This is a genomic window from Natronorubrum sulfidifaciens JCM 14089 (genome assembly GCF_000337735.1).
GTDB classification, from domain to species: Archaea; Halobacteriota; Halobacteria; order Halobacteriales; family Natrialbaceae; genus Natronorubrum; species Natronorubrum sulfidifaciens.
The window spans coordinates 91,475-113,965 of the sequence record NZ_AOHX01000043.1 but is presented as its reverse complement, the minus strand read 5'-3'; the positions used below and the strand labels follow the sequence as shown (position 1 = coordinate 113,965).

The window sequence follows — 22,491 nt, the reverse complement described above, 5'->3', positions numbered from 1 at the left end:
GAGGCAGATACAATGGCTGACCTACAACTCGACGACGTAACCAAAGTATTCGTAGAAGACGACGGAAACGAGATCACCGCCGTCGACGAGGTATCGCTAGCAATCGACGACGGGGAGTTTCTGGTTCTCGTCGGCCCATCCGGCTGTGGCAAATCGACGACGCTCCGAATGGTCGCAGGACTGGAAACCGTCAGCGACGGGGCGATTCGCCTCGGTGGCTCGGTGATCAACGACGCGAAACCCGCCGAGCGGGACATCGCGATGGTGTTCCAGTCGTACGCGCTGTACCCACATATGACCGTCCGCGAGAACATGTCGTTCGGCCTCGAGGAGTCGACCTCGATGCCAGATGACGAAATCGCGTCAACAGTCGAAGACGCTGCAACGATGCTCGGCATCGACGACTTACTCGAGCGCAAACCCGACGATCTCTCGGGTGGCCAACAGCAGCGAGTCGCGCTCGGCCGAGCGATCGTCCGCGATCCGGAGGTCTTCCTGCTCGACGAACCGCTCTCGAATCTGGACGCGAAGCTTCGCGCGCAGATGCGAACGGAACTCCAGCGGCTGCAAGAGGACCTCGGCGTCGCGACGATCTACGTCACCCACGACCAGACCGAGGCGATGACGATGGCCGACAAGATCGCCATCCTGAACGACGGCCAACTCCAGCAGGTCGGCACACCGCTCGAGTGTTATCACGAGCCCGCGAACCTGTTCGTCGCGAGCTTCATCGGGGAGCCCTCGATGAACTTCTTCGACGTGAGCCGTGACGGGGAGACGCTCGTTCACGACGATTTCACGTACGAGCTCACATCGGCGGTCGCAAGCGAGTTGGGCGACCACGATGAACTCGTCCTCGGCATCCGGCCCGAGGATATCGAACTCCGCTCGACCCAAGACGACACGCACAGCTACGAGACGTTCGTCGATGTCGTCGAACCGATGGGCAACGAGAACAACGTCTACCTCACGTTCGATGCCGACTCGACGGAGACGTTCGTCGCGACGATCGACGGCCTCAACCACGTCGAAGACGGCCAGTCCGTGATCGCTCACGTGCCGGAAGACGCCATCCATATCTTCGACCGTGCCAGTGGCTCCGCGCTTCGAAACCGGACCCTCGATACGCAGGCGATGCCCGAACCACAGCTGTAGTCGTCGCCCCCAATTTTCGCCGCCGTGTCGTCCGTCCTTACTCGAGTCCTGTCACCGCGTTTCGATAGCCACGGGCAACGAGTCGGGTGGCGACGACGTGGGCGTAAAACGTCACGAAGACGGCGACGACGCCGAACGGCGTTGCACTCGAGAGCGCCGTCAGGAGAAACGCCGAGCCCGGGACGGCGACCAGTGAGGCGAACAGCCAGCCGGTAGCGTAGCCGCTGTCGCCGAGTACGGGACGCGTACGCCGAAGATCGGCGGCCGAACGGAGGCGTCCGCCGTCGGCGAGTCGGCCGACTGCTGCCGGATAGACGTAGCCGAACGTGAGCACGACGAGCAACACGATCGTCGACGCCCCGAAAAACAGCAGCGAGCCCATGAAGCCCGCCGACTCGGGGGCAAACGGGGCCTGTAACAGCCCGCCGATGGTGATGGCGATGATGGCCAGTGGCAGGATCACGTAGCCAAGCGAGAGCAGCCCCAACCGACTCCCATCACGAAGCAACGGTCCGACCGGTCGAAACCGTGGCGGGGCGTCGTCGCCGTCGATGGTCGTTTCGAACACCCGGAGCAGATAGCCGAGTAACGCGACACTCGAGACAGCTGCGAGCCCGACGAAAAGCGCCGAGAGCAGTGACGGGTACGCAGCCGCTCCGAACTGGATCAGGATGGCGGTGACGATTCCCAGTAGTCCACCGACGGCGAGGCGGTCGGTCGGCCGATCGCCACGGAACGGATATCGCACACCGTCCTCCAGTAGCAGCGCCATTACCGGTCAATAGGGGGACCGTCGTAAAACGATTTCAATCCGCAACGTTGGTTGTCGACGGACCCAGAGAGCGTTCGCTGGGCACGGAATTGCGGCTCGAAAGAACGGGTGGCCGAGTTACAGGACTTCGTCGAAGTCGTGGTGGCCGTGAATGTCGACGCCCTCGTCGGTGATCTCACAGAGGAAGACACCGTTTCCGGAGCCGGTGTCACGCTCGACGGCCGATTTGATGCCGCGAGCGGCGACCGTCTTCGCTTCCTCGTTGGACATGTCGTCTTCGTAGGCCTGCTCTAAGTGACCGTAGGCGAGTTGCATCCCGGAGCCGGTGACGGTGTAGTCGTCTTCCATGACGCCGCCGGCGGGGTCGATGCTGTAGACGTGGCTGCCGTCGTCGTCGACACCGCCAAGAATCGGGTGGATGGCGAAGAACGGGCCGCCGCGGGCGAAGTTGCCCGCGAGCGTCGCCAGTGCGTCGATGCTCATGGTCTCGCCACGACGGGCTTCATAGAGGTTGACCTCGGCACGGAGACTCGAGATGAACGACTGTGCGCCACCGACGCTGCCGACGAGCGTGAGCGCGCCGGTTGGGTGGATCTGTTCGACCTTCTGAACGTTCTTGTTCGAGACGAAGCGGCCGCCGAGGCTGGCGCGCATGTCCGTCGCGATGACGACGCCGTCGGCCGTCGAGATGCCGATCGTCGTCGTTCCGGTCTTGTTCACGTTGTCCAGATCAGCACGCGAGAGATCGTTTTTCGGCATCGAACCGATTTCGGGCTCGTAGGGGTTCGGGTCGTCGGCCAACTGGTCGACGGTACGGGAGAAGTCCGAGTTATGTTGAGGTGCTCGCATTGACCGAACGTTACGACCGGCACGGTATAAAACACCGGCGGTCACCACGGCGGTTTCCGGTTTTCGAGTCGACGATTGGACCGCCGACTATTCGTCAGCACGATCGGCGACAGAAACAGTGTGGTTCGATCCCGGCGTATGTTAGCCCATTAGTTGTGGCTGGCCTCGGCGGCCGTTTCGAGAGTTTCGAGGATGCGGTGGATTGGCAGGGTAAACCCAGCCTGGCGAGCGGCGATTGCAAGTGGCATTGCGGCGATACCGATCACAATGCACAGTTGGTACAGTGCGAACAGGGTCGCGTGGTACACGCGGGATATCATCAGCGTTCACTCTGGAGCAGACCGAGGGTGTATATAAACATTACTGAGTCGTCGAAATCATAACGATCGTTAGGGCCGGACGAGGTCGCCGCAGTCATGCGATTAAACGCTGGTTGATTTTGTTACAAGTTAAGCTGAACTCGAGGCCGGATCCGGCTATCCAGACGGCAATCGATCCGCACAATTCTCGTAACTTATGGGGATTATCCAACTCACGTGCGCACCGCGGGCGCGTCAGTCGGGTCACTCGAGCCCGATGCGGTGCTGGCGACGAACCGCAAGACAAGAGACCCCTCGGCCCGACCACGACATATGACCAACTATCTCGTCGCAATGGAAGCGGCATGGCTCGTTCGTGACGTCGAAGCGATCGACGACGCGATCGGTGTCGCCGTCAGCGAAGCCGGGAAACGACTCAACAGCGAAAACATGGACTACGTCGAAGTCGAAGTCGGTGCGACGGGCTGTCCGGCCTGTGGCGAGCCCTTCGACTCCGCCTTTATCGCGGCTGACACTGCACTCGTCGGCCTCGGCCTCGAGATGGAAGTGTTCAACGCCGACGGCGAAGAACACGCCTCCCGAATCGCAAAAAGCGAAGTCGGCGGCGCGCTGCGGGACGTCCCGCTGTCGGTCGTCGAAGTCATCGAAGTGCCCGACGAAGACTAACGATACCCCACTCCGCGTCCGCCACCGCGTCGGCGGTGACGGCGAAACAGGGGACGACCCAAAGCATTTTCTATAACCCTTAGTTATTGTAGCGTATGGAACTCCCGACGCCCGCGGATCTCCGCCAACGCCGAACCGAACTCGGGCTCACCCAAAGCGAACTCGCCGATACGGCCGATGTCTCTCAGCCACTGATCGCCCGGATCGAGGGCGGCGACGTCGACCCACGGCTCTCGACGCTCCGTCGGATCGTCAACGCGCTCGAGAAGGCCGAAAGCGACGTCGTCCGCGCCGAGGACCTGATGAACGAGGCCGTCGTCAACGTCTCGCCCGACGACCCCGTCAAAGAAGCGGCTCGAAAGATGGAAGAGGAGGCCTACTCCCAGCTGGCAGTTATCCAGGACGGAATCCCCGTGGGGTCGATCAGTCAGAGCGACCTCGTGCATCTCGACGCCGAGGCTCGAGACGAACCCATCGAAGAACACATGAGTGAGAGCTTCCCGACGGTGTCGAAAGATGCGACCCTAGACGAAATCAGCAACTTGCTCGAGCACTACAAGGCCGTGATGATTACCGAAGCCGGCGAGACGGTCGGCATCATCACCGAAGCGGATATCGCCTCTCGCTTTTCTTGATCGGCGCAAGCGCGTGTGCGGCCGCGATTGCCGAACCAAACGACGCCGTAACCTGCGTGTGACACGGTTGTGCCTGCGGTCACATCAGTCCGCAGCGGTGGAGTCGGCCGTCGCGATCTCGTGTTCGAGCAGTTCCTGATACCGGTTCCGGATCGTCACCTTGCTGACGTCGATTGCATCCGAGACGTCCGCTTGTGTGAGCGCTTCGCCTGTCAGTCGGCTCCCCGCATAGATCGCAGCAGCGGCGAGACCAACGGGATGTTTCCCACTGTGAAGCCCTGCCTCCATTCCGCCTTCGAGGAGATCATGGGCACGCCGTTCCGTCTCGGCCGTGATCTCGAGCGCCGACGCGTACCGTGGGAGATACTCGAGTGGGTCCGGCGGTGCCATTGGGAGTTCGAGCTCCCTGACGAGATATCGGTACGCGCGGGCCGCCTCGAGGTAGTCGATCCGGCTGACGGTTGCGAGTTCGTCGATCGACCGCGGGACGCCCGTCTGTCGAACGGCAGCGTTCAGCGCGGCTGTCGCCATCCCTTCGATCGATCGGCCGGGTAACAGGTTTTCCTCGAGTGCGCGGCGATAGATGACGCTCGCGGTTTCTAAGGTGGCATCCGGAATCCCGAGTGCCGAGCCCATCCGGTCGATCTCCCCGAGGGCGTGTTTCAGGTTCCGTTCGGTGGCATCACGCGTACGGAACCGTTCGTCCCAGGTTCGGAGTCGCTGAAACTGCTGTCGTTTTCGGGCGGAGAGGGTACTCCCGTAGCCGTCTTTGTTCTGCCAATCGATCGTCGTCGACAGACCGCGATCGTGCAGCATGTTCGTCGTCGGCGCACCGACCCGAGACTTTTCGTTCTTTTCAGTGGCGTTGAACGCACGCCACTCCGGGCCGTGGTCGATGCGGTCCTCGTCGACGACGAGGCCACAGTCCTCACAGTGTGTCTGGTCGTTCCGAACGATCAGTCTGCCGTCGCACTCGGGACAGGTCGTGGTCGTCCTGCCGTCGGGGGACTGGTCAGTTCGCTCGCTCGCAGACTGCGCTTTCGTTCCCTCTGCGGTCGACGATGTCGAATCGAATTTCGTGTGTGGCATTATGCTGGGGTGGCTTCGCTGACCGGACGCCCGACATCTCGGCTGTGTGGACACGGCGGTTCCGGTCGTCGCTGGTCGACCTGTTGTAACGAACTCTAATTACTCTTTCCCCAAATTCTGGTGTCGAGTAACTGAAATCGGTTTACTAATGACGAATAGTATCTCAGAAATTCCGACGCGGCGTCGTCACTCGACCACGCGCCTCTGATTTCCGTTTCCAACGGAGATCAAGTCCTCGAGAAGCGGCTCAGTCATACGGTGTGCTGTAACGATGTACCGCCGATCACCAGCGGCAAAGTCGGTGATCGGTGGTCACTGACGACAGTAGTCCGTCTCAGTCGTGGCCAGAAACCGACACCGGCTCGTATGGCTCCTCGAGATAGGCGAGCTCCGACGCCGACAGCGAGAGCTCGAGCGCCTCGACAGCCTGCTCTAAGTGTTCGACGCTCGTCGTACCGATGATGGGTGCGTCGACCCACTCTTTGTGCAACAGCCACGCAAGCGAGAGCTGGGCCATCGTTACACCCTTATCGGCGGCGATTTCGGCGACACGGTCGTTGATCTCTTGGCCGCCGCCATCGCGGTAGGGGTGGTCGTACATGTGTTCTTCCGTCTCGCCGCGTTTTGTCGCGTCGATCTCCGCGTGCGGGCGCGTGAGATAGCCCCGGGCCAGCGGCGACCACGGCATGACGCCGATACCCTCCTTGTCACAGAGCGGCAGCATCTCGCGTTCTTCCTCCCGGTAGACGAGATTGTAGTGGTTTTGCATCGTGACGAATCGCTCGAGTCCCAGCCGATCGCTCGTATAGAGCGACTCGGCGAACTGGTGGGCCCACATCGACGACGCGCCGATGTAACGAACGTGGCCCCGTCGGACGGCGTCATCGAGTGCCCGAAGCGTCGTCTCGATCGGCGTCTCGTCGTCCCAGCGGTGGATCTGATAGAGGTCGATGGTGTCCATGCCCAGCCGCTCGCGGCTGGCGGCGAGTTCCTGTTCGATCGCCTTTCGCGACAGGCCCCCCGAGTTCGGGTCGTCCTCGCGCATCTGGAAGTAGCCTTTCGTCGCGACGACCGACGACTCGCGGTGGCCCTCGAGTGCGTCGCCTACGATCCGTTCGGACTCGCCGTTCGAGTACAGGTTCGCCGTATCGAAGAAGTTGATCCCGAGGTCGATCGCCCGATCGATGATCGCCTTGCTCTCGTCGTCTTCTAAGACCCACTCGCGCCAGTCGCTCGAGCCAAAGCTCATACAGCCCAGACAGAGCCGACTGACTTCCATCCCGGTCGATCCGAGTGTCGTATACTCCATACTGGACCGATGCGTGCCGGTCAAAAAACAGTATGTGTCCACCGACTGCTCCGAGCCGCTGGACGAGACAGTAGTCGTGGCGGTCCAAACCTCCATGCCCACGGCCGACGTACCAGTCGGTACACATGACGCGACTGCAGACTGCACACACGCCGGATGGTCGCCGCCTCGAGGCCTCACAGGTCTGTTCGGTCCCTGCAGACGACGCGTGGGACCTGCTCGTCGACACGACCCAGTGGCCGGAGTGGATGGCGCTCGTAAACGGTGTCGAAGCCACTGATCGCCGGATTCGGGCCGACACGACCGGCCACGTGCGGGTGTCCGGTGTCTGGATTCCGTTTCGCGTCACGGACTACTCGCGGTCGGATCGACGATGGAGCTGGCGTGTGACTGGCGTGCCAATCGCGACCCACCGAGTCGAAGCCCTCGATGAGACTCGGTGTCGGATCAGCTTCGAACTCCCGTTCTTCGCTGTCGGCTCCGCGCCGATCTCGCTTCGGGCCCTCGAGTCCCTCGAGTCGATGCTCGAGGGCGACTGACTGCGCCATCGGCGCACTAATTCGGTGGTTGACATGACTAACGCGATGTTAGCTGGTTCAGACCCGAACTGCTAAAGTCGTCTACAGCGTACCCACAACGGAGCGAAACAATGTCCTCTCCACAGACCGAACCCCGCGACCAGAACGCTGCCTGTCCCGTCATCCAGTCGCTCGAGCAGATCGGTTCGCAGTGGCGTCTGGCTGTCCTCCACGAACTGCTGGCCGGCGAACAGCGCTTTAACGAACTCAAGCGCTCGACCGGCGCGAACGCCCGGACGCTCTCCCGTGTGCTCGATGATCTCGGCGAGATGGGCTTCGTCGAACGCCGCATCGAGGAAGACGCCCCGATCGCGACCTATTATAGCCTGACCTCGAAGGGCGAATCCTTAGAGCCGGTGTTCGACGAAATCGAGTGCTGGGCTGGCTCGTGGCTCGATGAGGAGACGCTCACACACTGAGCGGAGCCACACGGGCCCTCACCGAATCGATGCACGAACGTGTATATAGAAACCCCTTTACTACCCGACTTCCATCACCGACATGAATGAGTCTTGCCGATTCGGACCACAAGCTCGTCGTTTCTGAGCTGGGGCGAGAGCCGACGCCGGCAGAGGTCGCGCTGTTCGAGAACCTCTGGAGTGAACACTGCGCGTACCGCTCCTCGAGACCGCTGCTCTCCGCGTTCGACAGCGAGGGCGAGCAGGTCGTCATCGGGCCGGGTGATGACGCAGCAGTCGTCGCGCTGCCCGGAAACGAGGACGAGGACGGCTCGAGCACCTACATCACGATGGGAATCGAGAGCCACAACCACCCTTCCTACGTCGACCCGTTCGACGGGGCCGCGACGGGCGTCGGCGGGATCGTCCGGGACACCCTCTCGATGGGTGCCTACCCGATCGCGCTTGCGGACTCGCTGTACTTCGGCGAGTTCGACGACGAACACTCGAAATACCTCTTCGAGGGCGTCGTCGAAGGGATCAGCCACTACGGCAACTGTATCGGCGTGCCCACGGTCGCGGGCAGCGTCGACTTCCACCCCGACTACGAGGGTAATCCGCTGGTGAACGTTGCTTGCGTCGGCCTCACGAACGAGGAACGGCTCGTCACCGCCGTCGCCCAAGAGCCCGGCAACAAGCTGGTGCTCGTCGGTAACGGCACCGGCCGCGACGGGCTTGGCGGTGCGAGTTTCGCCAGCGAGGACCTCGCGGAGGACGCCGAAACCGAGGATCGACCGGCCGTTCAGGTCGGCGACCCCTACGCCGAGAAGCTGCTGATCGAGGCCAACGAACAGCTCGTCGAAGAGCAGCTGATCGAATCCGCCCGCGACCTCGGTGCCGCCGGCCTCGGCGGTGCCTCGAGCGAACTGGTCGCCAAAGGCGGTCTCGGCGCACACATCGAACTCGAGCGCGTCCACCAGCGCGAGCCGAACATGAACGCCTTGGAGATCCTGCTGGCCGAATCCCAGGAGCGGATGTGTTACGAAGTCGAACCCGAGAACGTCGACCGCGTCCGTGAGATCGCCGAGCGCTTCGATCTCGGCTGTTCGGTCATCGGCGACGTCACCGAGAAGAACTACACCTGCACGTTCGAAGGCGAAACGGTCGTCGACGTCGACGCTTATTTCCTCGGCGAAGGCGCGCCGATGAACGACCTCGAGAGCGAACCCGTCGACCAACCCGAGACCGACCTGCCCGACGTCGACCTCGAGGCGGCGTTCGAGACGGTCGTCTCGAGTCCGAACACGGCCTCGAAACGGTGGGTCTACCGACAGTACGACCACGAGGTCGGCGTCCGCACGAGCGTTGGGCCGGGCGACGACGCGGCGATTATCGCTGTCCGAGAAGCGAGCGCGGAGCCACACTCCGCGGATAAATCGAGCGGCGATAGCCGCGAGATCGGGCAAGGGCTGGCTATTTCCTCCGGTGCGGCACCGAACTGGACTGCCGTTGCCCCGTACGTCGGGGCGAAAGCGATCGCCCTCGAGAACGCGACGAACATCGCAGCCAAAGGCGCGACGCCGCTTGCCGCCGTCGACTGTCTCAACGGCGGCAACCCCGAGAAACCAGATGTGTACGGCGGCTTCAAGGGTGCCGTCGACGGGCTTGCGGACATGTGCTCGACACTGTCGACGCCGGTCGTTGGCGGGAACGTCTCGCTGTACAACGACTCCGTCGCCGGCCCGATCCCGCCGACGCCGACGCTGGCGATGGTCGGGACCAAAGACGGCTACGACGCCCCGCCGCTGTCGGTCGAATCGGAAGGCACGCTGTTGCTCGTCGGCGACGTCGGCCTCGAGGCCGGCGACCTCCGACTCGGTGGCTCGGAGTATCTCGCCCAGTTCGATGGCAGTGACGGGTTCCCCGAACTGCCGGCCGACCCCGCCGCCGTCATCGAAACGCTGGCCGACGTGGCCAACGACGAGTCGACGCTTGCGGTTCACGACATCAGTCACGGTGGGCTCGCTGTCTCGCTCGCTGAGATGGTCACCGAAGATGCTGGTCTCGAGGTCTCGCTTCCCGTCCCCGACAGTGGAGACGAATCGGCTGTCCTCTTCCACGAACAGCCGGGTCGGGTCCTGATTCAGACCGACTCGCCCGACGCCGTTGCAGCGGCGTTCGACGGCGTCGCCCCGGTGGTCGAACTCGGGACGGCGACCGACGACGGTGAGTTGACGATCGACGTCGGCTCGGAGACGATCACGACGGACGCCGCGGCGATCGACGACCACCGCTCGACCATCGAAGACGGCCTCGAGTAATACTGTCGGACAGAAGTCAATGCGAAGTCGGTCGCGAATTCGCGGCCGTCACCGTCGGAGACGGCCGCAGTAGAGCGACCGATCTTCACGTCGTTCTGTCCGACAGTATAAGCGTCGCTCGCGTCGGAATCGTCCGACTACCCGATATTTTGATATAGTCTCGAGACAATTCGGGAGATGAACCACTCTCGGAGAGAGCTATGACCACTGAGACGCCATCCGTCCTGATCGTCGACGACGAGCCCGACATCGCAGACCTCTATGCCACCTGGCTCGAGGAGACGTACGCCGTCGAGACCGTGTCCGATGGCGACACGGCACTCACTGCCATCGACGAGACGGTCGATATCGTTCTTCTCGATCGACGAATGCCCGGGCTGTCGGGTGAGACGCTGCTGGCGACGCTCCGGGAGCGCGAGCTGGCGTGTCGGGTGGCGATGGTTACCGCTGTCGAACCGGCGTTCGACGTCATCGGAATGGGGTTCGACGACTATCTCGTCAAACCGGTCTCGAGAGACGAACTGACCCGAATCGTCGAGCAACTGGTGTTGCGCTCGAGCTACGACGAACAGCTACAGGAGTTTTTCTCGCTCGCCTCGACGAAAGCCCTGCTCGATGCCGAGAAAACCGAAGCCGAGCGCAAATCGAGCGCGGAGTACGCACGGCTAGAGGATCAACTCGCACTGTCTCGTGTCCGCATCGAAGAGACGATGACGGAATTCCTCGATCAAGGGAGTTATCGGCGGCTCTATCAGGACCTCGAGTCCGAGCCGCTTTTGTAGCCTGTTTGCGGGCGTTTTTCGAGCGTCGTCAGATCGCGAATCTCGAGTCTCGTCCCACCCGTGTCGCCGGGATCGACCGTGAACGTCCAGTCGTGGGCTTCGGCGATCGCTTTGACGAGTGTCAGTCCCAGCCCATCGGCCGCTCTCTCGGCGACGACACCGGTCGACGAGTCGACCTCGTGAGACCGTATCGCTGGTGGACGGGTCGTGGCATCGTCTCGGATAAACAGCCCTCGAGAGCGATCCGTGTCATCGAGGCCGACGACGCCGACCTGAATCGTCACTGGGCCGTCGGCGCGGGCCGCAACGTCGTTGTACACCGTCTCGAGCAGGCGGCCGAATCGCTCCGCGTCGGCTCGAAGCGTCGCCGACTGCTCGACGATGACGTGATCGCGGTCGCCATCGAGGCGTGATCGCTCGAGTGCGTCGTCGATCGCCGTCTCGAGGTCGATCCGACAGCGCGGGCCGACGGCCGAGGCGTTTCGGGCGAACTCGCGGATATCGTCGACGAGTCCTTCGGCCCGGTCGAGCGTGGCGTCGACCGAGTCCTCCGCCAGCGGAAACTCCCACTCGTCGGTCGCGTCGTCGCCGTCGTCGAGTGCGTCGGCGACGGCCGACAGCTGCTGTTGCAGATCGTTCGAGAGGATTTCGGCGACCGACTCGAGGCGCTCGCTCCGGTGTTCGAGTTCGGCTGTTCGCTCCCGAAGCACGCGTTCGCGGGTCGCTCGATCGAGCGCTGCACGAGTGTTCTCGACGAGGATCGAGACGAGGTCGACGTCGGTCTCGTCGAAGTGGTCGACGGCCAACGACCCCGTCATGAGCACCCCATGGGTGCCGATGGGCGCGATGATCTCCGATCGGATCGGGGTGTCGGGATTGTAGAGGCCCGATCTCTCCTCGAGATCGTCGAACCGTGTCACAGAGCCGTCTTCAAAGACATCCCAGACGAGTCCCTCGCCGGGGGAAAAGCGTGGGAGCCCGCCGAACTCCTCGTGTGCACCGGCCGTTCCGGCGACGGGATCGAGATACCCCTGTTCGTCGTCGAGCAACCAGACGCCGCTGATCGGGAGATCGAGCAGATCGCCGCCGGCGTGGACGGCAACCGCACAGATCTCCTCGGGGTCGTCCGACTCGAGGAGCCACCGGGTGACTTCGTGCAGCGACGTGACGACGCGTTCGTACTCATGGCGGTCGGTGACGTCCCGGATGACGGCGGCGACGGTCGCGTGGTCGTCTTCGATCGGCACGAACCGGAACTCGCCGACCCGATCGCTCCCGTCGGCGGCGGTAAACGACACCTCGAGTTGGCGTCTGTCGGCGTTGCCGACGTCGACGTCGGTGATCGCCCGACCGATCTCGACGGCATCGGTGTCCGAAATCCCCGCTTGCTGGGTCAGCGTCTCGACGTGTTCGCCGATGAGGTCCGAGCGATCGGTGCCGAGGAGTTCCTCGATGGCGCTGTTGACGGTGACGAGTTCGCGGTTGCGGTCGAGCGTGAGGATCGCGTCGTAGACGGCCTCGACGACGGCGGCGTGCTGGGCGAGCGTCGTCTCCTGTGACTTGCGCTCGGTGACGTCGCGCATGTAGACCGAGAGGCCGGTCTCGGACGGATACGCACGGGCTTCGAACCACGTCTCGAGTTGGGCATGGTACACCTCGAACGAAACGGGGACTTGCTCGTCCATCGCGCGGTGGAAGCCGTCGGGGAACTGGGTTTCGACAGTCTGAGGGAACTCATCCCACATCACCCGACCGATCAGCTCCTCACGGGAGCGTTTCAGCAGGGTTTCGGCGCGCTCGTTAAGATAGGTAAAGCGAAAGTCCGTATCGAGTGCGAAGAAGGCGTCGGTGACACGGTCGGCAACAGGAATTGAGCGAATCGTCATCGGTCGTGCCCTCCATCGCCGTTCGACACCCGTTTGATACCCCATCCGAGACGGTGGCTGTGGGGTCGCACTGTCTGATGACTCATCGGCAGCTACTCGGCACCCACTTTGGGGAGTGGCTATTTCAGTGTCGTGGCCGCGAGCCGCTGTGGTATGCACCACCACGCATCAGCTCACGACAGTGTTTGGGCCTGCCCTTCAGATCGGAACCGTCGTGCCGAGGTCGGCGTCTTCGGCTCGAGTGAAGACGAACTCGGCGGTTGCAGCGTCTAAGACCGCACTCCCGACACTTGCGAGGACGACGATCTCGTCCGACGACTGACGGCCGTCGCCGGCAGCCAACACGTCACCGAACGAGCGAACCTCGAGGTCGTCGTGACCTCGGAGATCACCGGTCTCGCTGGCTTCCTCTGGAACGTCGGCGATGATGCGGGATGCGCGTTCGATCGTCGTGTCGTCCAGTTCGCGCATTGTGGCCGTGTATGCGCCGACGGCAACCACGAGCGCCCCGTCAGCGAGGGCCGAACCAGAGAAGACGGGTTCCGTGCTCGTCGTCGTCGTGACGACGACCGAGGCGTTCGTCACGGCCTCGCGCGGACTCGAGACTGGCGTCACGTCGACGTCGAGGTCCGACTCGAGGTCACGAGCACACTCGAGTCGGGAGTCGCTGGGCGAGTAGACGCGGATCGAGTCGAGTCGGTCGACGCCGACGGCGGCAGCGATCGCTCGCGTCTGCCAGCGCGCCTGCGTGCCCGCGCCGATCACTGCCACCTCGAGGTCGCCGTCGACGGCGAGTTCACGGGCGGCGAGCCCGCCGATACAGCCCGTTCGGGCGCTGGTGATCCGATTGCCCGCGAGGTAGCCGATCGGCTGGCCGGTTTCGGCGTCGGCGAGCGTCAGCTGTGACGTCACCGTCGGCAGCCCGCGTTCGGGGTTGTCCTCGCAGACGGTGACGAGCTTCGTCGCGGTGTAGGCGTTGCCATGGATATAGGCTGGCATACAGAGCCCGGTGCCAGTCGGCTCGTCGGGTGTGTCGGGGTCGAGACCTGTCCCGATCGGGTAGTGGGGTCGGTCGGGCCGTTCAACCGCGCCTACCCGTTGTTTCTCGAAGGCGTCGGCAACGATCGGAAGCAGCGCCTCGAGGTCGAGTACCGACGCGATATCCTCGTCGGAGAGCACGCGAACCATACGCGCACATCGGCGGTCGACTACTTCAGTTGCCTGACCCGCCGGCGCGCCGGTCTGCTTGTTCCGAACCGTCGTGTGATTGGCGAGTGACTCGTGAGTGCCCCCGGCTTTATTGTATCAGCTCCAGTCACGTTATCTATGACTGATACTCTCACGACTATCGACGAACTGGCGACGGCAATCCGCACCGGCGAGACGTCGTCGGAAGCCGTCGTCGGCGACGTCCTCGAGCGAATCGAGGCCACCCAAGAGCTGAACGCCTACGTCACCGTTCTCGAGGAGTCGGCCCGAGAACGGGCCCGCGAGGCCGACCGTGCGGCCGCCGCCGGCGAGGACCTCGGCCCGCTTCACGGCGTCCCGGTCGCGATCAAAGACCTCCGGGATCGCAAGGCCGGCGTTCGGAACACGCTCGGCCTCAAGGCCCTGTCCGAAAACGTCGCGACGGAGGATTCGATCACCGTCGAACGCCTCGAGGCCGCCGGCGCGGTGATCGTCGGCACGACCAACACGCCGGCGCTCGCCCACACGATCAAGACCGACAACCGGCTCGTCGGTGCGACGGCGACCCCGTTCGATACGGAGCGGTCGGCGGGTGGCTCTTCCGGCGGGTCGGCGGCGGCAGTCGCCGCCGGACTGGCCAGACTCGCGACCGGCTCGGATATCGGTGGCTCGCTGCGGGTTCCGGCGTCGTGTTGTAACGTCATCGGACTCAAACCCTCGTTCGGACGCATCCCCTCGAACTCACGGCTCGAGTCGTTCGACAGCCACTCGCCGTTTATGGTCGGCGGCCCCATCGCCCGCAGCGCTGCGGACGTTGCACTCGGCTTCGAGATCATGGCCGGGCCGGATCATCGCGATCCACTGAGCGTCCCCCGTGGTGACGACGACGCCCTCGAGGCGCTCGAGCGACCGACAGCGGAGCTCTCGGTCGCGTACAGTCCGAATCTGGATCTCCAGCCCGTTTCGCCCGTCGTCCGCGAGACCGTCGGGGCGGCCGTCGACGACCTCGCGGCTGCCGGCGCGACGGTCGACACCGTCGACGTCTCCCTTCCCGGTGTCGACGTGCTTCGCCGGGCCTACTACACGCAGGTCGGCGGCTACTTCGCGTCGATTGCGAGTCGGGTCGAAGAGGAGTACGGCATCGACTTCGAGACGGCCGACGTCGAGGAGACGGTCCGTTCGACGATTGCGCTGGGGTCGGATACGGAGCCGCTCGAGGAACGACTCGCAAACGGGCCGCGAGTCGAGGCCTACGACGCGATCGAGGCGGCACTCGAGGGCGCGGATGTCCTCATGACGCCGACACTGACCGTCCCACCGTACGGCAAACACCTGCGCGATCGCTACCCGACGGAGATCGACGGCCACGAGGTCGCAGGCATTCCGACCGACGCGATGCTGACGTGGGTGTTCAATCTGACTGGCCATCCGGCTGCGTCGGTTCCCGCCGGCCTCACCGACGATGGCCTGCCGGTCGGACTACAGATCGTTGGCCGCCGCTACGCCGAGTCGGACGTGCTCGCTGCGACGAGGGCACTCGAGCGCGCCCGACCTTGGGCGCAGCACTATCCGGATGCGTAGGTCGAAGTGAAAATCGCAGTAACTGTCTCGAGGGCGCTGGACTACGCGTGGTCCTCGACGAACGCTTCGATCCGAGCTAAGGCCTTCCGGAGGTCGTCGAGCCCGGTCGCATAGGAGATCCGCAGGTGGCCCTCGCCACCCTCACCGAAGACGTCGCCGGGGACGACTGCGACGCCCTGTTCGCGGAGGACGCCTTCAGCGAACTCCTCTGCGGTGAAGCCGTCGGGCACTTCGGGGAAACAGTAGAACGCCCCTTTCGCTTCGAAGACGTCCATGCCAATCTCGCGGAATCGTGAGAGAACGAACTGACGACGGCGGTCGTACTCATTGATCATGTCCCGGACGTCGTTGTCACAGGAGTCAAGCGCCTCGAGGGCAGCGTGTTGGGCCGTCGTCGGGGCCGACAGCATCGTATACTGGTGGATCTTGTTCATCGCATTGATGGCCTCGGCGGGGCCGAGTGCATACCCCAGTCGTAGCCCGGTCATCGCGTGGGCTTTCGAGAAGCCGTTGAAGACGATGGTCCGTTCGCGCATCCCCTCGAAACTCGCGATCGAGGTGTGCTCGTTTCCATCGTAGGTGAGTTCGGCGTAAATCTCGTCGGAAAGCACCGTCAGATCGTGCTCACGGGCGAACTCCGCGATCGGCTCGAGGTCCTCGGCCGTCATAATCGCACCCGTCGGGTTGTTGGGATAACAGAGCACGAGCATGTCAGCTTCGTCCGCGCCCGCTTGCTCGAGGCCCTCGACGGTGAGTCGGAAGTCGTCCTCCTCTTTCGTCGGGACCGGCAGCACCTCGCCGCCGGCGAAGATGACGCCGGGCTCATACGAGATGTACGACGGCTGGGCGATGGCGACCGTGTCGCCGGGGTCGACGAACGCCCGGAAGGCGAGGTCGACGGCCTCGCTTGCGCCTGCGGTGACGATGATCTCCTCTTCGGGGTCGTACCCCAACTCGAAGCGGTCGGCGACGTAGTCGGCGATCGCCTCGCGGAGTTCGCGCTTCCCACGGTTTGCTGTGTAGGACGTCTTGCCCTGCTCTAAGGAGGTGATCGCGGCGTCGCGGGCCGCCCACGGCGTCGAGAAGTCGGGTTCGCCCACACCCAGTGAGATGACGTCGTCGCGCTCCTCGGCGATCTCGAAGAACCGTCGGATCCCTGACGGCGGCACCGTCTGGACGCGTTCGGACAGTTCGAACGTCATGGTTAGGGTGAGAACGACAGTCGTTCGTCGTCTTCGCCGTCACCGAGTTCGATCCCGTGTTCCTTGTAGGACGTCATCACGTAGTGGGTGACCGTCTGAGTGATCTCGGGGACGGGCGCGACTTTCTCACTGATAAACTGAGAGACCTCGCGGATGGAGTCGCCTTCGACTTCCATATCGAAGTCGTAGTCGCCGCTGACCAGCCGTAAGGCCGTGACCTGGGGGAACCGTGCGAGGCGCTCTGCGATGTCGTCGTAGCCCGTCTCGCGGTCGAGCGTGACGTTCAACTCGACTTCGGCGCGGACGCGCTCGTCTTCCAGTTTGTCCCAGTCGACGACCGCCTGATACCCACGAACCACACCTGCTGCCTCGAGTTCCTCGATCGTGGTCTCGACCTCGGACTCGTCGAGGCCGGTCATTCGCGCGATATCCGCCGTCGAATAGCGCGCGTTCTCACGAAGCAACTCGAGTACCTCGCGTTCGCTCATATCTCTCAGAAACGCAAGCGCGAGTAAAGTTCTACCGTTGTTCGTTCGTCCAGAACGACCGGACGCATGACCGATCGTGGCCGAGCCACGACCCAGTCCCGACCTATCGGTAATTCTTGAACAACAGTGCCCGCACGTCGTCTTTCGTCTGGACCTGTTCCGTCGTGCCGTCGGGCAACTCGACGCTGTAGCGGTAGTCTGCCGACGTGGCCTCGCCCCACTTGTCGTCGTGGGTCTCGAGGAGGCTCATCATCTCGTCTAACATATCGTCGTCGTCGGCATCGCCGCTGGCACCCCCGGACGAATCGGCCCCGATCTCATCGCTGTCGGAACCGGACTCGAGTTCGTTCCCAGCATCGCTGTCGTCGCCACGCTCTTCGGCGTCGGCTTCGTCATCACTCGAGTCGTCCACCGTCTCGCCCGTCGAATCGCTGTCAGCCCCGGCGTCGCGGTCGGCTTCGTCGTCCGTGACGGACTCGTCTTCGACGTAGGAGACTTCCTCGAGGGCGTGTGGATCAGTTTCCCCTTCGATTGCGGCTCCGACTGAGGCGGCGACGTCGTCGGTCGCCGAGGACTCGACTGTCGTCTCGACAGACACGGCCGCATCGTCGTCGAGATTGTCGAGCAGGAACTGGACAGCATCGCGTTCGCGGACGAAGCCGTACTCGCCGACGACGTCCTCGGAGATCGCTTCGCGAAGCGACTGGATGGCAGCGTACTGGTCGTCCGTGACCTCGAGCGTTTGCATATGATATCGATCTCACGGCGGGTACAAATATGTAGGTCGTGTTGACCGTCCGCTGGCACAGCCTGTTGCTCGAATCCACAGCCCAGCGAGGTGCTTAAGACCGCAGGTCCGGAACCGACGACCATGGTACTCAAAGAATCCGACTCCGAACTCGCGGCCGGCGACGCGGCCCCCGCGTTCGAACTCGAGGGGGCAGACGGCGAGACCTACACCCTCGAGTCGTTCGCCGACGCCGAGGCACTGCTGGTCGTCTTCACATGCAACCACTGCCCGTACGCGAAAGCGAAGTTCGACCTCCTCAACGAGTTGGCCGCCGAGTACGACGACGTCGCCGTCGTCGGGATCAACCCCAACGACGCCGAGGAGTACCCCGACGACTCCCTCGAGGCAATGCGTGAGTACGTCGACGACGGCACGATCCAGTACGACGCCTACCTGCGCGACGCCAGTCAGGAAGTCGCTCGAGCGTACGGCGCGGTCTGTACGCCGGACCCGTTCCTGTTCGAAAACGCAGACGGTGAGTTCCAACTCGTGTACCAGGGCCGCCTCGACGACGCGCTCAGTCCCAACGACGAACCGACGCGCTTCCACATCCGCGAGGCGATCGAGGCCGTGCTCGCAGGCGAGTCGGTCGACCTCGAGTGGCAGCCGTCGCAGGGCTGTTCGATCAAGTGGACCGACGAGTAAGGCTGTCGAAACGGATTCCCCTGCCGACTGTCTCGTCGCCTCTCCGTTTTGACTGTGGGAACAGACAGTTAATTAACAACTATATGGTGACATGACTGAATAGTCGCTATGGAGCTCCCGCTGTACTCACAGCCCCCGTATCTGTACGTGTTCCTCGGTTCGATCGGACTGTGGGTCGTCTCGGACCTCAGCATCGGCGTTCGACACGGCGACCAGTCGGATACCACGCAGGATCAGTGGTCGAAGCACGTCATTGGTGGGACCGTTAGTGGCGGCGTGCTGGCGGCCGCGTTGGGTCCCGAACTGCTGTCCGTGCCTGCTCTCCCACGTCCTGTTGGCACGTTCTGGCTCGGGATCGGGCTCGTGTTCGTCGGCATCGCCATCCGCCAGTATGCGGTCTGGACGCTCGGCGAGTACTTTTCGCTCGAGGTCGACGTCGACGAGGCGGACGATGTTGTCACTGCGGGTCCCTATCGATGGGTCAGACACCCATCGTATACGGGCGGGTTCCTTTCGCTGGTCGGACTCGGCGTCGCCAGTGGGACGTGGATGGGGGTCGGAGTCGTGACTGGTGCTGGCCTGCTCGCGTACGGCTACCGAATCCGCGTCGAGGAACGAGCCCTTCGGGAGACGTTGGGCGAGTCCTACGACGAATATACCGATCAGACGCCGCATCGGCTGTTCCCGGGGCTCTGGTGAATCGAACAGCGATTTACTGAACCGCCCGTCGGTACTGCTCCGGCCACGCCGTCGGATCGTCCTCGAGGTCGTCGGACGCTCGGAGCCCGAAGTACGGATCGCGGAGGAACTCCCGGCCGACGAGGACGACGTCGGCGCGGCCGTTGCGAACGAGGGCGTCGGCCTGTTCGGGCTCGGTGACGCCGCCGACTGCACCGACGGCGACGTCTGCACCCTCCCGGACCGCTTCGGCGAGTGGCACCTGGAAGTTGGGCCCACCGGGAACGTCCTGTTCGGGATGGAGTCCGCCCGAACTGACGTCGATCAGATCGACGCCGCGGTCGGCGAGGTCGTCGGCCAGTCGAACGGACTGGTCGATATCCCACGCGTCTCTCCCCTCGAGCCAGTCGGTACCCGAAATGCGAACGAAGACGGGCTTGTCCTCGGGCCAGACGTCTCGGACGGCGTCGACGACCTCCCGGAGCAGGCGCGTGCGGTTCTCGAAGCTCCCGCCGTACTCGTCCGCCCGGTGGTTCGTCACGGGTGAGAGGAACTCGTGGAGCAGGTAGCCGTGGGCCGCGTGGACCTCGGCGATCTCGAAGCCGGCCGCGAGCGATCGCTCGGCTGCGGCCCGGTAGGCGTCGATGACACCCTGAATGTCGTCCGCGTCGGCCCGTTTCATTGCGGGTCGGTCGCCGTCGAACGGTGGATACGCGTCGGGCGACGGCGAGAGCACCTCCCAGCCCGACGCGCCGTCGGGGTCGGTCTCGCCGGGCTGAATCGGGAGGTTGCCATCCCATGGGCGGCACTTGCTCGCCTTGTGACCCGCGTGAGCCAGTTGAATCCCCGGCACGCCACCCTGCTCGCGGATGAACGCGGTGATCGGCTCGAGCGCGTCGGCGTGTTCGTCGCTCCAGATACCCAGATCGTGGGGCGTGATCCGCCCGCGCGGTTCCACGGCAGTCGCTTCGGTCATGACGATGCCGGCCCCGCCGACGGCGCGGCTGCCGAGGTGGACGCGATGCCACTCCGTCGGGAGCCCGTCGGGCTCACAGGAGTACTGGCACATCGGCGAGACGGCGATCCGGTTGGGAACCTCGAGGTCGCGCAACTCGAGTGGCGTAAACAAGTCAGTCATCACGTGGTGTTTCGACGGCGGAGGGAAAACGGTCGTGGACGGCGACGGCCTTGCCGCCTCGAGGCTCGATCGGAGCTGTTCGTGGTGCTGACTACCCGTGGGGAATGTCACGGGCTCGAGTATCGCTCGCGACAGCTGGCCCATCCCTCGGGCGTTCCTCGCGTCCGAATCCACCACGCGTCACTACACCAGGGAACGAGTTGGACCCGGTACGTATACTCGAGATCACGGATGTAGAGTCCACGAGCGACTGCCGGATGATCGTGTCCCTCGTGGCGGTGGGGGTAGAAGACTGGGAGTTCCTCGAGGGCAGTGAACGTGGCACCAAACTCCCGCCGTGAGAGCGTGACCTGCTCGTCGGGTCGTTCCAGTGCTGCGTGGAGCGGGTCGAGGTCGACGAGCAGGTCATCATCGTGGGGAGTCACGAACGCATCCGGCGGAAGCTGATCGTCGTGTGCGTCGGCGTCGAGCAGCGGTTCGAGCGGCGCTGCCTCGATATATCCGCCGAAAAAGCCTGGCCAGTGTGGCTGTCTCGAGGCTGCGACACCGAGACCCACGCCGCCGAGTGCTTGGAGGACCGAACGCCGGGACGGTTCTGGCATCGCCATAGACTTGGTCCACGACGATTAAGGTTGTTTCTATAGATTTGTTCTAGAGATCAACCGCTTTCACATTGGAATACATACTTATCCGTGCTCGGTCGTATCTCTCACCATGGACGGAGAATCCGCGCTCACCCGCCCTCTCGGCGTGCTCGCTGTCGTTTTTCTGACAGTATTGTACAGCCTCGAGCGAGTCGTAGCGAGTCTCTCTGAGACGTCACTCGCGTTTTACACGGGCATCGCGGGGCTCGCTGTCGCCTACCTGCTCTGGCGAGGGTCGTTGATGGGGTGGATCGCAGCCGTCGTACTGTACGCGGTATTGCTGCTCAATCTGGCACTCGGGGCGACTGTCTTCGGTCTCAGCCACGTGCCACTCGTCGCCGTCTCGCTCGTCGTCCTTGCGTATCTGTTGGTCGCACGAACCCGGTTTTACGCCAGCCAGTCGTCGACTGAGCCGTCGACTGGCTGAGGTACAGTCTCGAACCCGGTATCGCCCGGCCGCTTGTCGTGCGGACTTATCCCGCTCGAGCCCACACCACCGCTATGCCCACACCGACACCCCTCCGCGATCGATTCGACGCCGATCGACCCGTTCTCGGGATGGTTCACCTCCCACCCCTTCCCGGCGCGCCGGGATTCGACGGCGACCGCGAGGCCGTCCGCACTCGCGCGCTCGAGGACGCCCGCCGACTCGAGGCTGGCGGGGTCGACGGCATCGTGCTCGAGAACTTCGGCGACGCGCCGTTTTACCCCGAAGACGTTCCGACCCACGTCGTCGCAGACATGACTGCACTGGCGTCGGCGCTGCAGCGAACCGTGGACATCCCGCTCGGCATCAACGTGCTCAGAAACGACGCCGACGCGGCGCTGTCGATCGCTGCGGCCACCGACGCCGACTTCGTTCGGGTGAACGTCCACGTCGGCACCGCGGCGACCGATCAGGGCATCCTCGAGGGACGGGCTCACGAGACGCTCCGGCTTCGCGACCGGCTCGAGGCCGATGTCGCCGTCCTCGCGGACGTTCACGTCAAACACGCGACGCCGGTCGGCGAACAGCGCCTCGAGCAGGCCGCACTCGAGACGGTCGAGCGCGGCCTGGCTGACGGCGTGATCGTCTCCGGGCCTGGCACTGGAGCCGAGACCGCACTCGAGGACGTCGAGCGAGTCGCGGACGTGCTGGCGGACCGAGCATCGACGCCAAAGCGCATCCCTGTCTTCGTCGGCAGCGGCGTCACGAACGAAACGGTCGGCGACTGCCTCGAGGCGGGTGCTGACGGCGTTATCGTCGGCACGGCGCTCAAAGCGGGCGGGGAAACCACGAACCAAGTCTCACGCGAGCGCGTCGAGACTCTCGTGGCAGCCGCACGGGACTCGAGACAGCCGTGAACGCACACTGTCGAGCCGAACTCTCGTGCAGCC

23 protein-coding genes are annotated in these 22,491 nt (G+C 63.8%); 12 read left to right on the top strand and 11 right to left on the bottom strand.

Features of this window, described 5'->3' with window-relative positions; all coding sequences use genetic code 11:
* Positions 1 to 12: 12 nt before the first annotated feature.
* Complete coding sequence (locus tag C495_RS13490) at positions 13 to 1,155, top strand: ABC transporter ATP-binding protein (RefSeq protein WP_008163837.1); 1,143 nt, start codon at positions 13 to 15, stop codon at positions 1,153 to 1,155.
* A gap of 37 nt (positions 1,156 to 1,192) precedes the next feature.
* Here the strand turns inward: C495_RS13490 and C495_RS13485 are convergent, their stop codons facing one another.
* Complete coding sequence (locus C495_RS13485; protein ID WP_008163835.1) at positions 1,193 to 1,927, bottom strand: DUF4013 domain-containing protein; 735 nt, start codon at positions 1,925 to 1,927, stop codon at positions 1,193 to 1,195.
* A 117-nt stretch (positions 1,928 to 2,044) separates the two neighbouring features.
* Positions 2,045 to 2,776 carry an archaeal proteasome endopeptidase complex subunit beta gene (gene psmB / locus C495_RS13480; protein ID WP_008163833.1) on the bottom strand — a complete coding sequence of 244 codons (732 nt, stop codon included), beginning with the start codon at positions 2,774 to 2,776 and terminating at the stop codon, positions 2,045 to 2,047.
* Between the two features lie 632 nt (positions 2,777 to 3,408).
* Between psmB and C495_RS13475 the strand changes: the two genes are divergently transcribed.
* Together C495_RS13475 and C495_RS13470 are read left to right on the top strand one after the other, a co-directional pair.
* Positions 3,409 to 3,762, top strand: coding sequence for a DUF555 domain-containing protein (locus C495_RS13475; protein ID WP_008163830.1), 354 nt, complete (start codon positions 3,409 to 3,411; stop codon positions 3,760 to 3,762).
* Between the two features lie 95 nt (positions 3,763 to 3,857).
* Positions 3,858 to 4,397: a CBS domain-containing protein gene (locus C495_RS13470; protein WP_008163828.1), complete on the top strand. Its 540-nt coding sequence runs from the start codon at positions 3,858 to 3,860 to the stop codon at positions 4,395 to 4,397.
* Between the two features lie 84 nt (positions 4,398 to 4,481).
* Here the strand turns inward: C495_RS13470 and C495_RS13465 are convergent, their stop codons facing one another.
* On the bottom strand, positions 4,482 to 5,486 hold the full coding sequence (locus tag C495_RS13465) for a transcription initiation factor IIB (protein WP_008163827.1): 1,005 nt from the start codon (positions 5,484 to 5,486) through the stop codon (positions 4,482 to 4,484).
* A gap of 334 nt (positions 5,487 to 5,820) precedes the next feature.
* Positions 5,821 to 6,795: an aldo/keto reductase gene (locus C495_RS13460; RefSeq protein WP_008163825.1), complete on the bottom strand. Its 975-nt coding sequence runs from the start codon at positions 6,793 to 6,795 to the stop codon at positions 5,821 to 5,823.
* A gap of 125 nt (positions 6,796 to 6,920) precedes the next feature.
* On the opposite strand from C495_RS13460, the gene C495_RS13455 reads away from it, so the two are divergent.
* From C495_RS13455 to C495_RS13440, 4 genes are all read left to right on the top strand, one after another.
* A complete protein-coding gene (locus C495_RS13455) occupies positions 6,921 to 7,334 on the top strand; it encodes an SRPBCC family protein (RefSeq protein WP_008163823.1) in 414 nt (137 codons plus the stop codon).
* A 110-nt stretch (positions 7,335 to 7,444) separates the two neighbouring features.
* Positions 7,445 to 7,792 (top strand): winged helix-turn-helix transcriptional regulator, encoded by a 348-nt coding sequence (locus C495_RS13450; protein WP_008163822.1) that lies wholly within the window; start codon positions 7,445 to 7,447, stop codon positions 7,790 to 7,792.
* Between the two features lie 86 nt (positions 7,793 to 7,878).
* On the top strand, positions 7,879 to 10,092 hold the full coding sequence (purL, locus tag C495_RS13445) for a phosphoribosylformylglycinamidine synthase subunit PurL (protein WP_008163818.1): 2,214 nt from the start codon (positions 7,879 to 7,881) through the stop codon (positions 10,090 to 10,092).
* A 200-nt stretch (positions 10,093 to 10,292) separates the two neighbouring features.
* Positions 10,293 to 10,874: a response regulator transcription factor gene (locus tag C495_RS13440; protein ID WP_008163816.1), complete on the top strand. Its 582-nt coding sequence runs from the start codon at positions 10,293 to 10,295 to the stop codon at positions 10,872 to 10,874.
* Here the strand turns inward: C495_RS13440 and C495_RS13435 are convergent.
* Together C495_RS13435 and C495_RS13430 are read right to left on the bottom strand one after the other, a co-directional pair.
* On the bottom strand, positions 10,844 to 12,760 hold the full coding sequence (locus tag C495_RS13435; RefSeq protein ID WP_008163814.1) for a sensor histidine kinase: 1,917 nt from the start codon (positions 12,758 to 12,760) through the stop codon (positions 10,844 to 10,846). The two genes, C495_RS13440 and C495_RS13435, sit on opposite strands and share 31 nt — an antisense overlap.
* A gap of 198 nt (positions 12,761 to 12,958) precedes the next feature.
* Positions 12,959 to 13,948, bottom strand: coding sequence for an ornithine cyclodeaminase family protein (locus C495_RS13430; RefSeq protein WP_008163812.1), 990 nt, complete (start codon positions 13,946 to 13,948; stop codon positions 12,959 to 12,961).
* 138 nt (positions 13,949 to 14,086) lie between these two features.
* On the opposite strand from C495_RS13430, the gene C495_RS13425 reads away from it, so the two are divergent.
* Positions 14,087 to 15,529, top strand: coding sequence for an amidase (locus tag C495_RS13425; RefSeq protein ID WP_008163810.1), 1,443 nt, complete (start codon positions 14,087 to 14,089; stop codon positions 15,527 to 15,529).
* Positions 15,530 to 15,570: 41 nt separating this feature from the next.
* On the opposite strand, the gene C495_RS13420 is transcribed toward C495_RS13425, so the two are convergent.
* From C495_RS13420 to C495_RS13410, 3 genes are all read right to left on the bottom strand, one after another.
* Positions 15,571 to 16,731 carry a pyridoxal phosphate-dependent aminotransferase gene (locus C495_RS13420; RefSeq protein ID WP_008163808.1) on the bottom strand — a complete coding sequence of 387 codons (1,161 nt, stop codon included), beginning with the start codon at positions 16,729 to 16,731 and terminating at the stop codon, positions 15,571 to 15,573.
* 2 nt (positions 16,732 to 16,733) lie between these two features.
* Positions 16,734 to 17,219: an Lrp/AsnC family transcriptional regulator gene (locus C495_RS13415; RefSeq protein WP_008163806.1), complete on the bottom strand. Its 486-nt coding sequence runs from the start codon at positions 17,217 to 17,219 to the stop codon at positions 16,734 to 16,736.
* A gap of 103 nt (positions 17,220 to 17,322) precedes the next feature.
* The gene (locus tag C495_RS13410) at positions 17,323 to 17,967 is read right to left on the bottom strand and encodes a hypothetical protein (RefSeq protein WP_008163803.1); all 645 of its coding nucleotides are present in this window, start codon (positions 17,965 to 17,967) and stop codon (positions 17,323 to 17,325) included.
* A 123-nt stretch (positions 17,968 to 18,090) separates the two neighbouring features.
* On the opposite strand from C495_RS13410, the gene C495_RS13405 reads away from it, so the two are divergent.
* Together C495_RS13405 and C495_RS13400 are read left to right on the top strand one after the other, a co-directional pair.
* On the top strand, positions 18,091 to 18,654 hold the full coding sequence (locus C495_RS13405) for a thioredoxin family protein (protein WP_008163801.1): 564 nt from the start codon (positions 18,091 to 18,093) through the stop codon (positions 18,652 to 18,654).
* A 108-nt stretch (positions 18,655 to 18,762) separates the two neighbouring features.
* On the top strand, positions 18,763 to 19,353 hold the full coding sequence (locus C495_RS13400) for a methyltransferase family protein (RefSeq protein ID WP_008163798.1): 591 nt from the start codon (positions 18,763 to 18,765) through the stop codon (positions 19,351 to 19,353).
* Between the two features lie 13 nt (positions 19,354 to 19,366).
* Here the strand turns inward: C495_RS13400 and C495_RS13395 are convergent, their stop codons facing one another.
* Positions 19,367 to 20,470, bottom strand: coding sequence for an NADH:flavin oxidoreductase/NADH oxidase (locus tag C495_RS13395; protein ID WP_008163796.1), 1,104 nt, complete (start codon positions 20,468 to 20,470; stop codon positions 19,367 to 19,369).
* A 107-nt stretch (positions 20,471 to 20,577) separates the two neighbouring features.
* Positions 20,578 to 21,078 carry a hypothetical protein gene (locus tag C495_RS13390; RefSeq protein WP_008163795.1) on the bottom strand — a complete coding sequence of 167 codons (501 nt, stop codon included), beginning with the start codon at positions 21,076 to 21,078 and terminating at the stop codon, positions 20,578 to 20,580.
* Positions 21,079 to 21,184: 106 nt separating this feature from the next.
* Here C495_RS13390 and C495_RS13385 point away from each other — a divergent pair, with 106 nt between their 5' ends.
* A complete protein-coding gene (locus C495_RS13385) occupies positions 21,185 to 21,541 on the top strand; it encodes a hypothetical protein (RefSeq protein WP_008163793.1) in 357 nt (118 codons plus the stop codon).
* Between the two features lie 74 nt (positions 21,542 to 21,615).
* Positions 21,616 to 22,458 (top strand): BtpA/SgcQ family protein, encoded by an 843-nt coding sequence (locus tag C495_RS13380; RefSeq protein ID WP_008163792.1) that lies wholly within the window; start codon positions 21,616 to 21,618, stop codon positions 22,456 to 22,458.
* Positions 22,459 to 22,491 lie beyond the last annotated feature (33 nt).

Coding starts and splice junctions, on each gene's coding strand:
- C495_RS13415 (WP_008163806.1), bottom strand. CDS start 17,219: ATGAGCGAACGCGAGGTACTCGAGTTGCTTCGTGAGAACGCGCGCTAT.
- C495_RS13450 (WP_008163822.1), top strand. CDS start 7,445: ATGTCCTCTCCACAGACCGAACCCCGCGACCAGAACGCTGCCTGTCCC.
- C495_RS13440 (WP_008163816.1), top strand. CDS start 10,293: ATGACCACTGAGACGCCATCCGTCCTGATCGTCGACGACGAGCCCGAC.
- C495_RS13425 (WP_008163810.1), top strand. CDS start 14,087: ATGACTGATACTCTCACGACTATCGACGAACTGGCGACGGCAATCCGC.
- C495_RS13410 (WP_008163803.1), bottom strand. CDS start 17,967: ATGCAAACGCTCGAGGTCACGGACGACCAGTACGCTGCCATCCAGTCG.
- C495_RS13430 (WP_008163812.1), bottom strand. CDS start 13,948: ATGGTTCGCGTGCTCTCCGACGAGGATATCGCGTCGGTACTCGACCTC.
- C495_RS13490 (WP_008163837.1), top strand. CDS start 13: ATGGCTGACCTACAACTCGACGACGTAACCAAAGTATTCGTAGAAGAC.
- C495_RS13475 (WP_008163830.1), top strand. CDS start 3,409: ATGACCAACTATCTCGTCGCAATGGAAGCGGCATGGCTCGTTCGTGAC.
- C495_RS13420 (WP_008163808.1), bottom strand. CDS start 16,731: ATGACGTTCGAACTGTCCGAACGCGTCCAGACGGTGCCGCCGTCAGGG.
- purL (WP_008163818.1), top strand. CDS start 7,879: ATGAGTCTTGCCGATTCGGACCACAAGCTCGTCGTTTCTGAGCTGGGG.
- C495_RS13435 (WP_008163814.1), bottom strand. CDS start 12,760: ATGACGATTCGCTCAATTCCTGTTGCCGACCGTGTCACCGACGCCTTC.
- C495_RS13380 (WP_008163792.1), top strand. CDS start 21,616: ATGCCCACACCGACACCCCTCCGCGATCGATTCGACGCCGATCGACCC.
- C495_RS13395 (WP_008163796.1), bottom strand. CDS start 20,470: ATGACTGACTTGTTTACGCCACTCGAGTTGCGCGACCTCGAGGTTCCC.
- C495_RS13390 (WP_008163795.1), bottom strand. CDS start 21,078: ATGGCGATGCCAGAACCGTCCCGGCGTTCGGTCCTCCAAGCACTCGGC.
- C495_RS13465 (WP_008163827.1), bottom strand. CDS start 5,486: ATGCCACACACGAAATTCGATTCGACATCGTCGACCGCAGAGGGAACG.
- psmB (WP_008163833.1), bottom strand. CDS start 2,776: ATGCGAGCACCTCAACATAACTCGGACTTCTCCCGTACCGTCGACCAG.
- C495_RS13400 (WP_008163798.1), top strand. CDS start 18,763: ATGGAGCTCCCGCTGTACTCACAGCCCCCGTATCTGTACGTGTTCCTC.
- C495_RS13405 (WP_008163801.1), top strand. CDS start 18,091: ATGGTACTCAAAGAATCCGACTCCGAACTCGCGGCCGGCGACGCGGCC.
- C495_RS13455 (WP_008163823.1), top strand. CDS start 6,921: ATGACGCGACTGCAGACTGCACACACGCCGGATGGTCGCCGCCTCGAG.
- C495_RS13460 (WP_008163825.1), bottom strand. CDS start 6,795: ATGGAGTATACGACACTCGGATCGACCGGGATGGAAGTCAGTCGGCTC.
- C495_RS13470 (WP_008163828.1), top strand. CDS start 3,858: ATGGAACTCCCGACGCCCGCGGATCTCCGCCAACGCCGAACCGAACTC.
- C495_RS13385 (WP_008163793.1), top strand. CDS start 21,185: ATGGACGGAGAATCCGCGCTCACCCGCCCTCTCGGCGTGCTCGCTGTC.
- C495_RS13485 (WP_008163835.1), bottom strand. CDS start 1,927: ATGGCGCTGCTACTGGAGGACGGTGTGCGATATCCGTTCCGTGGCGAT.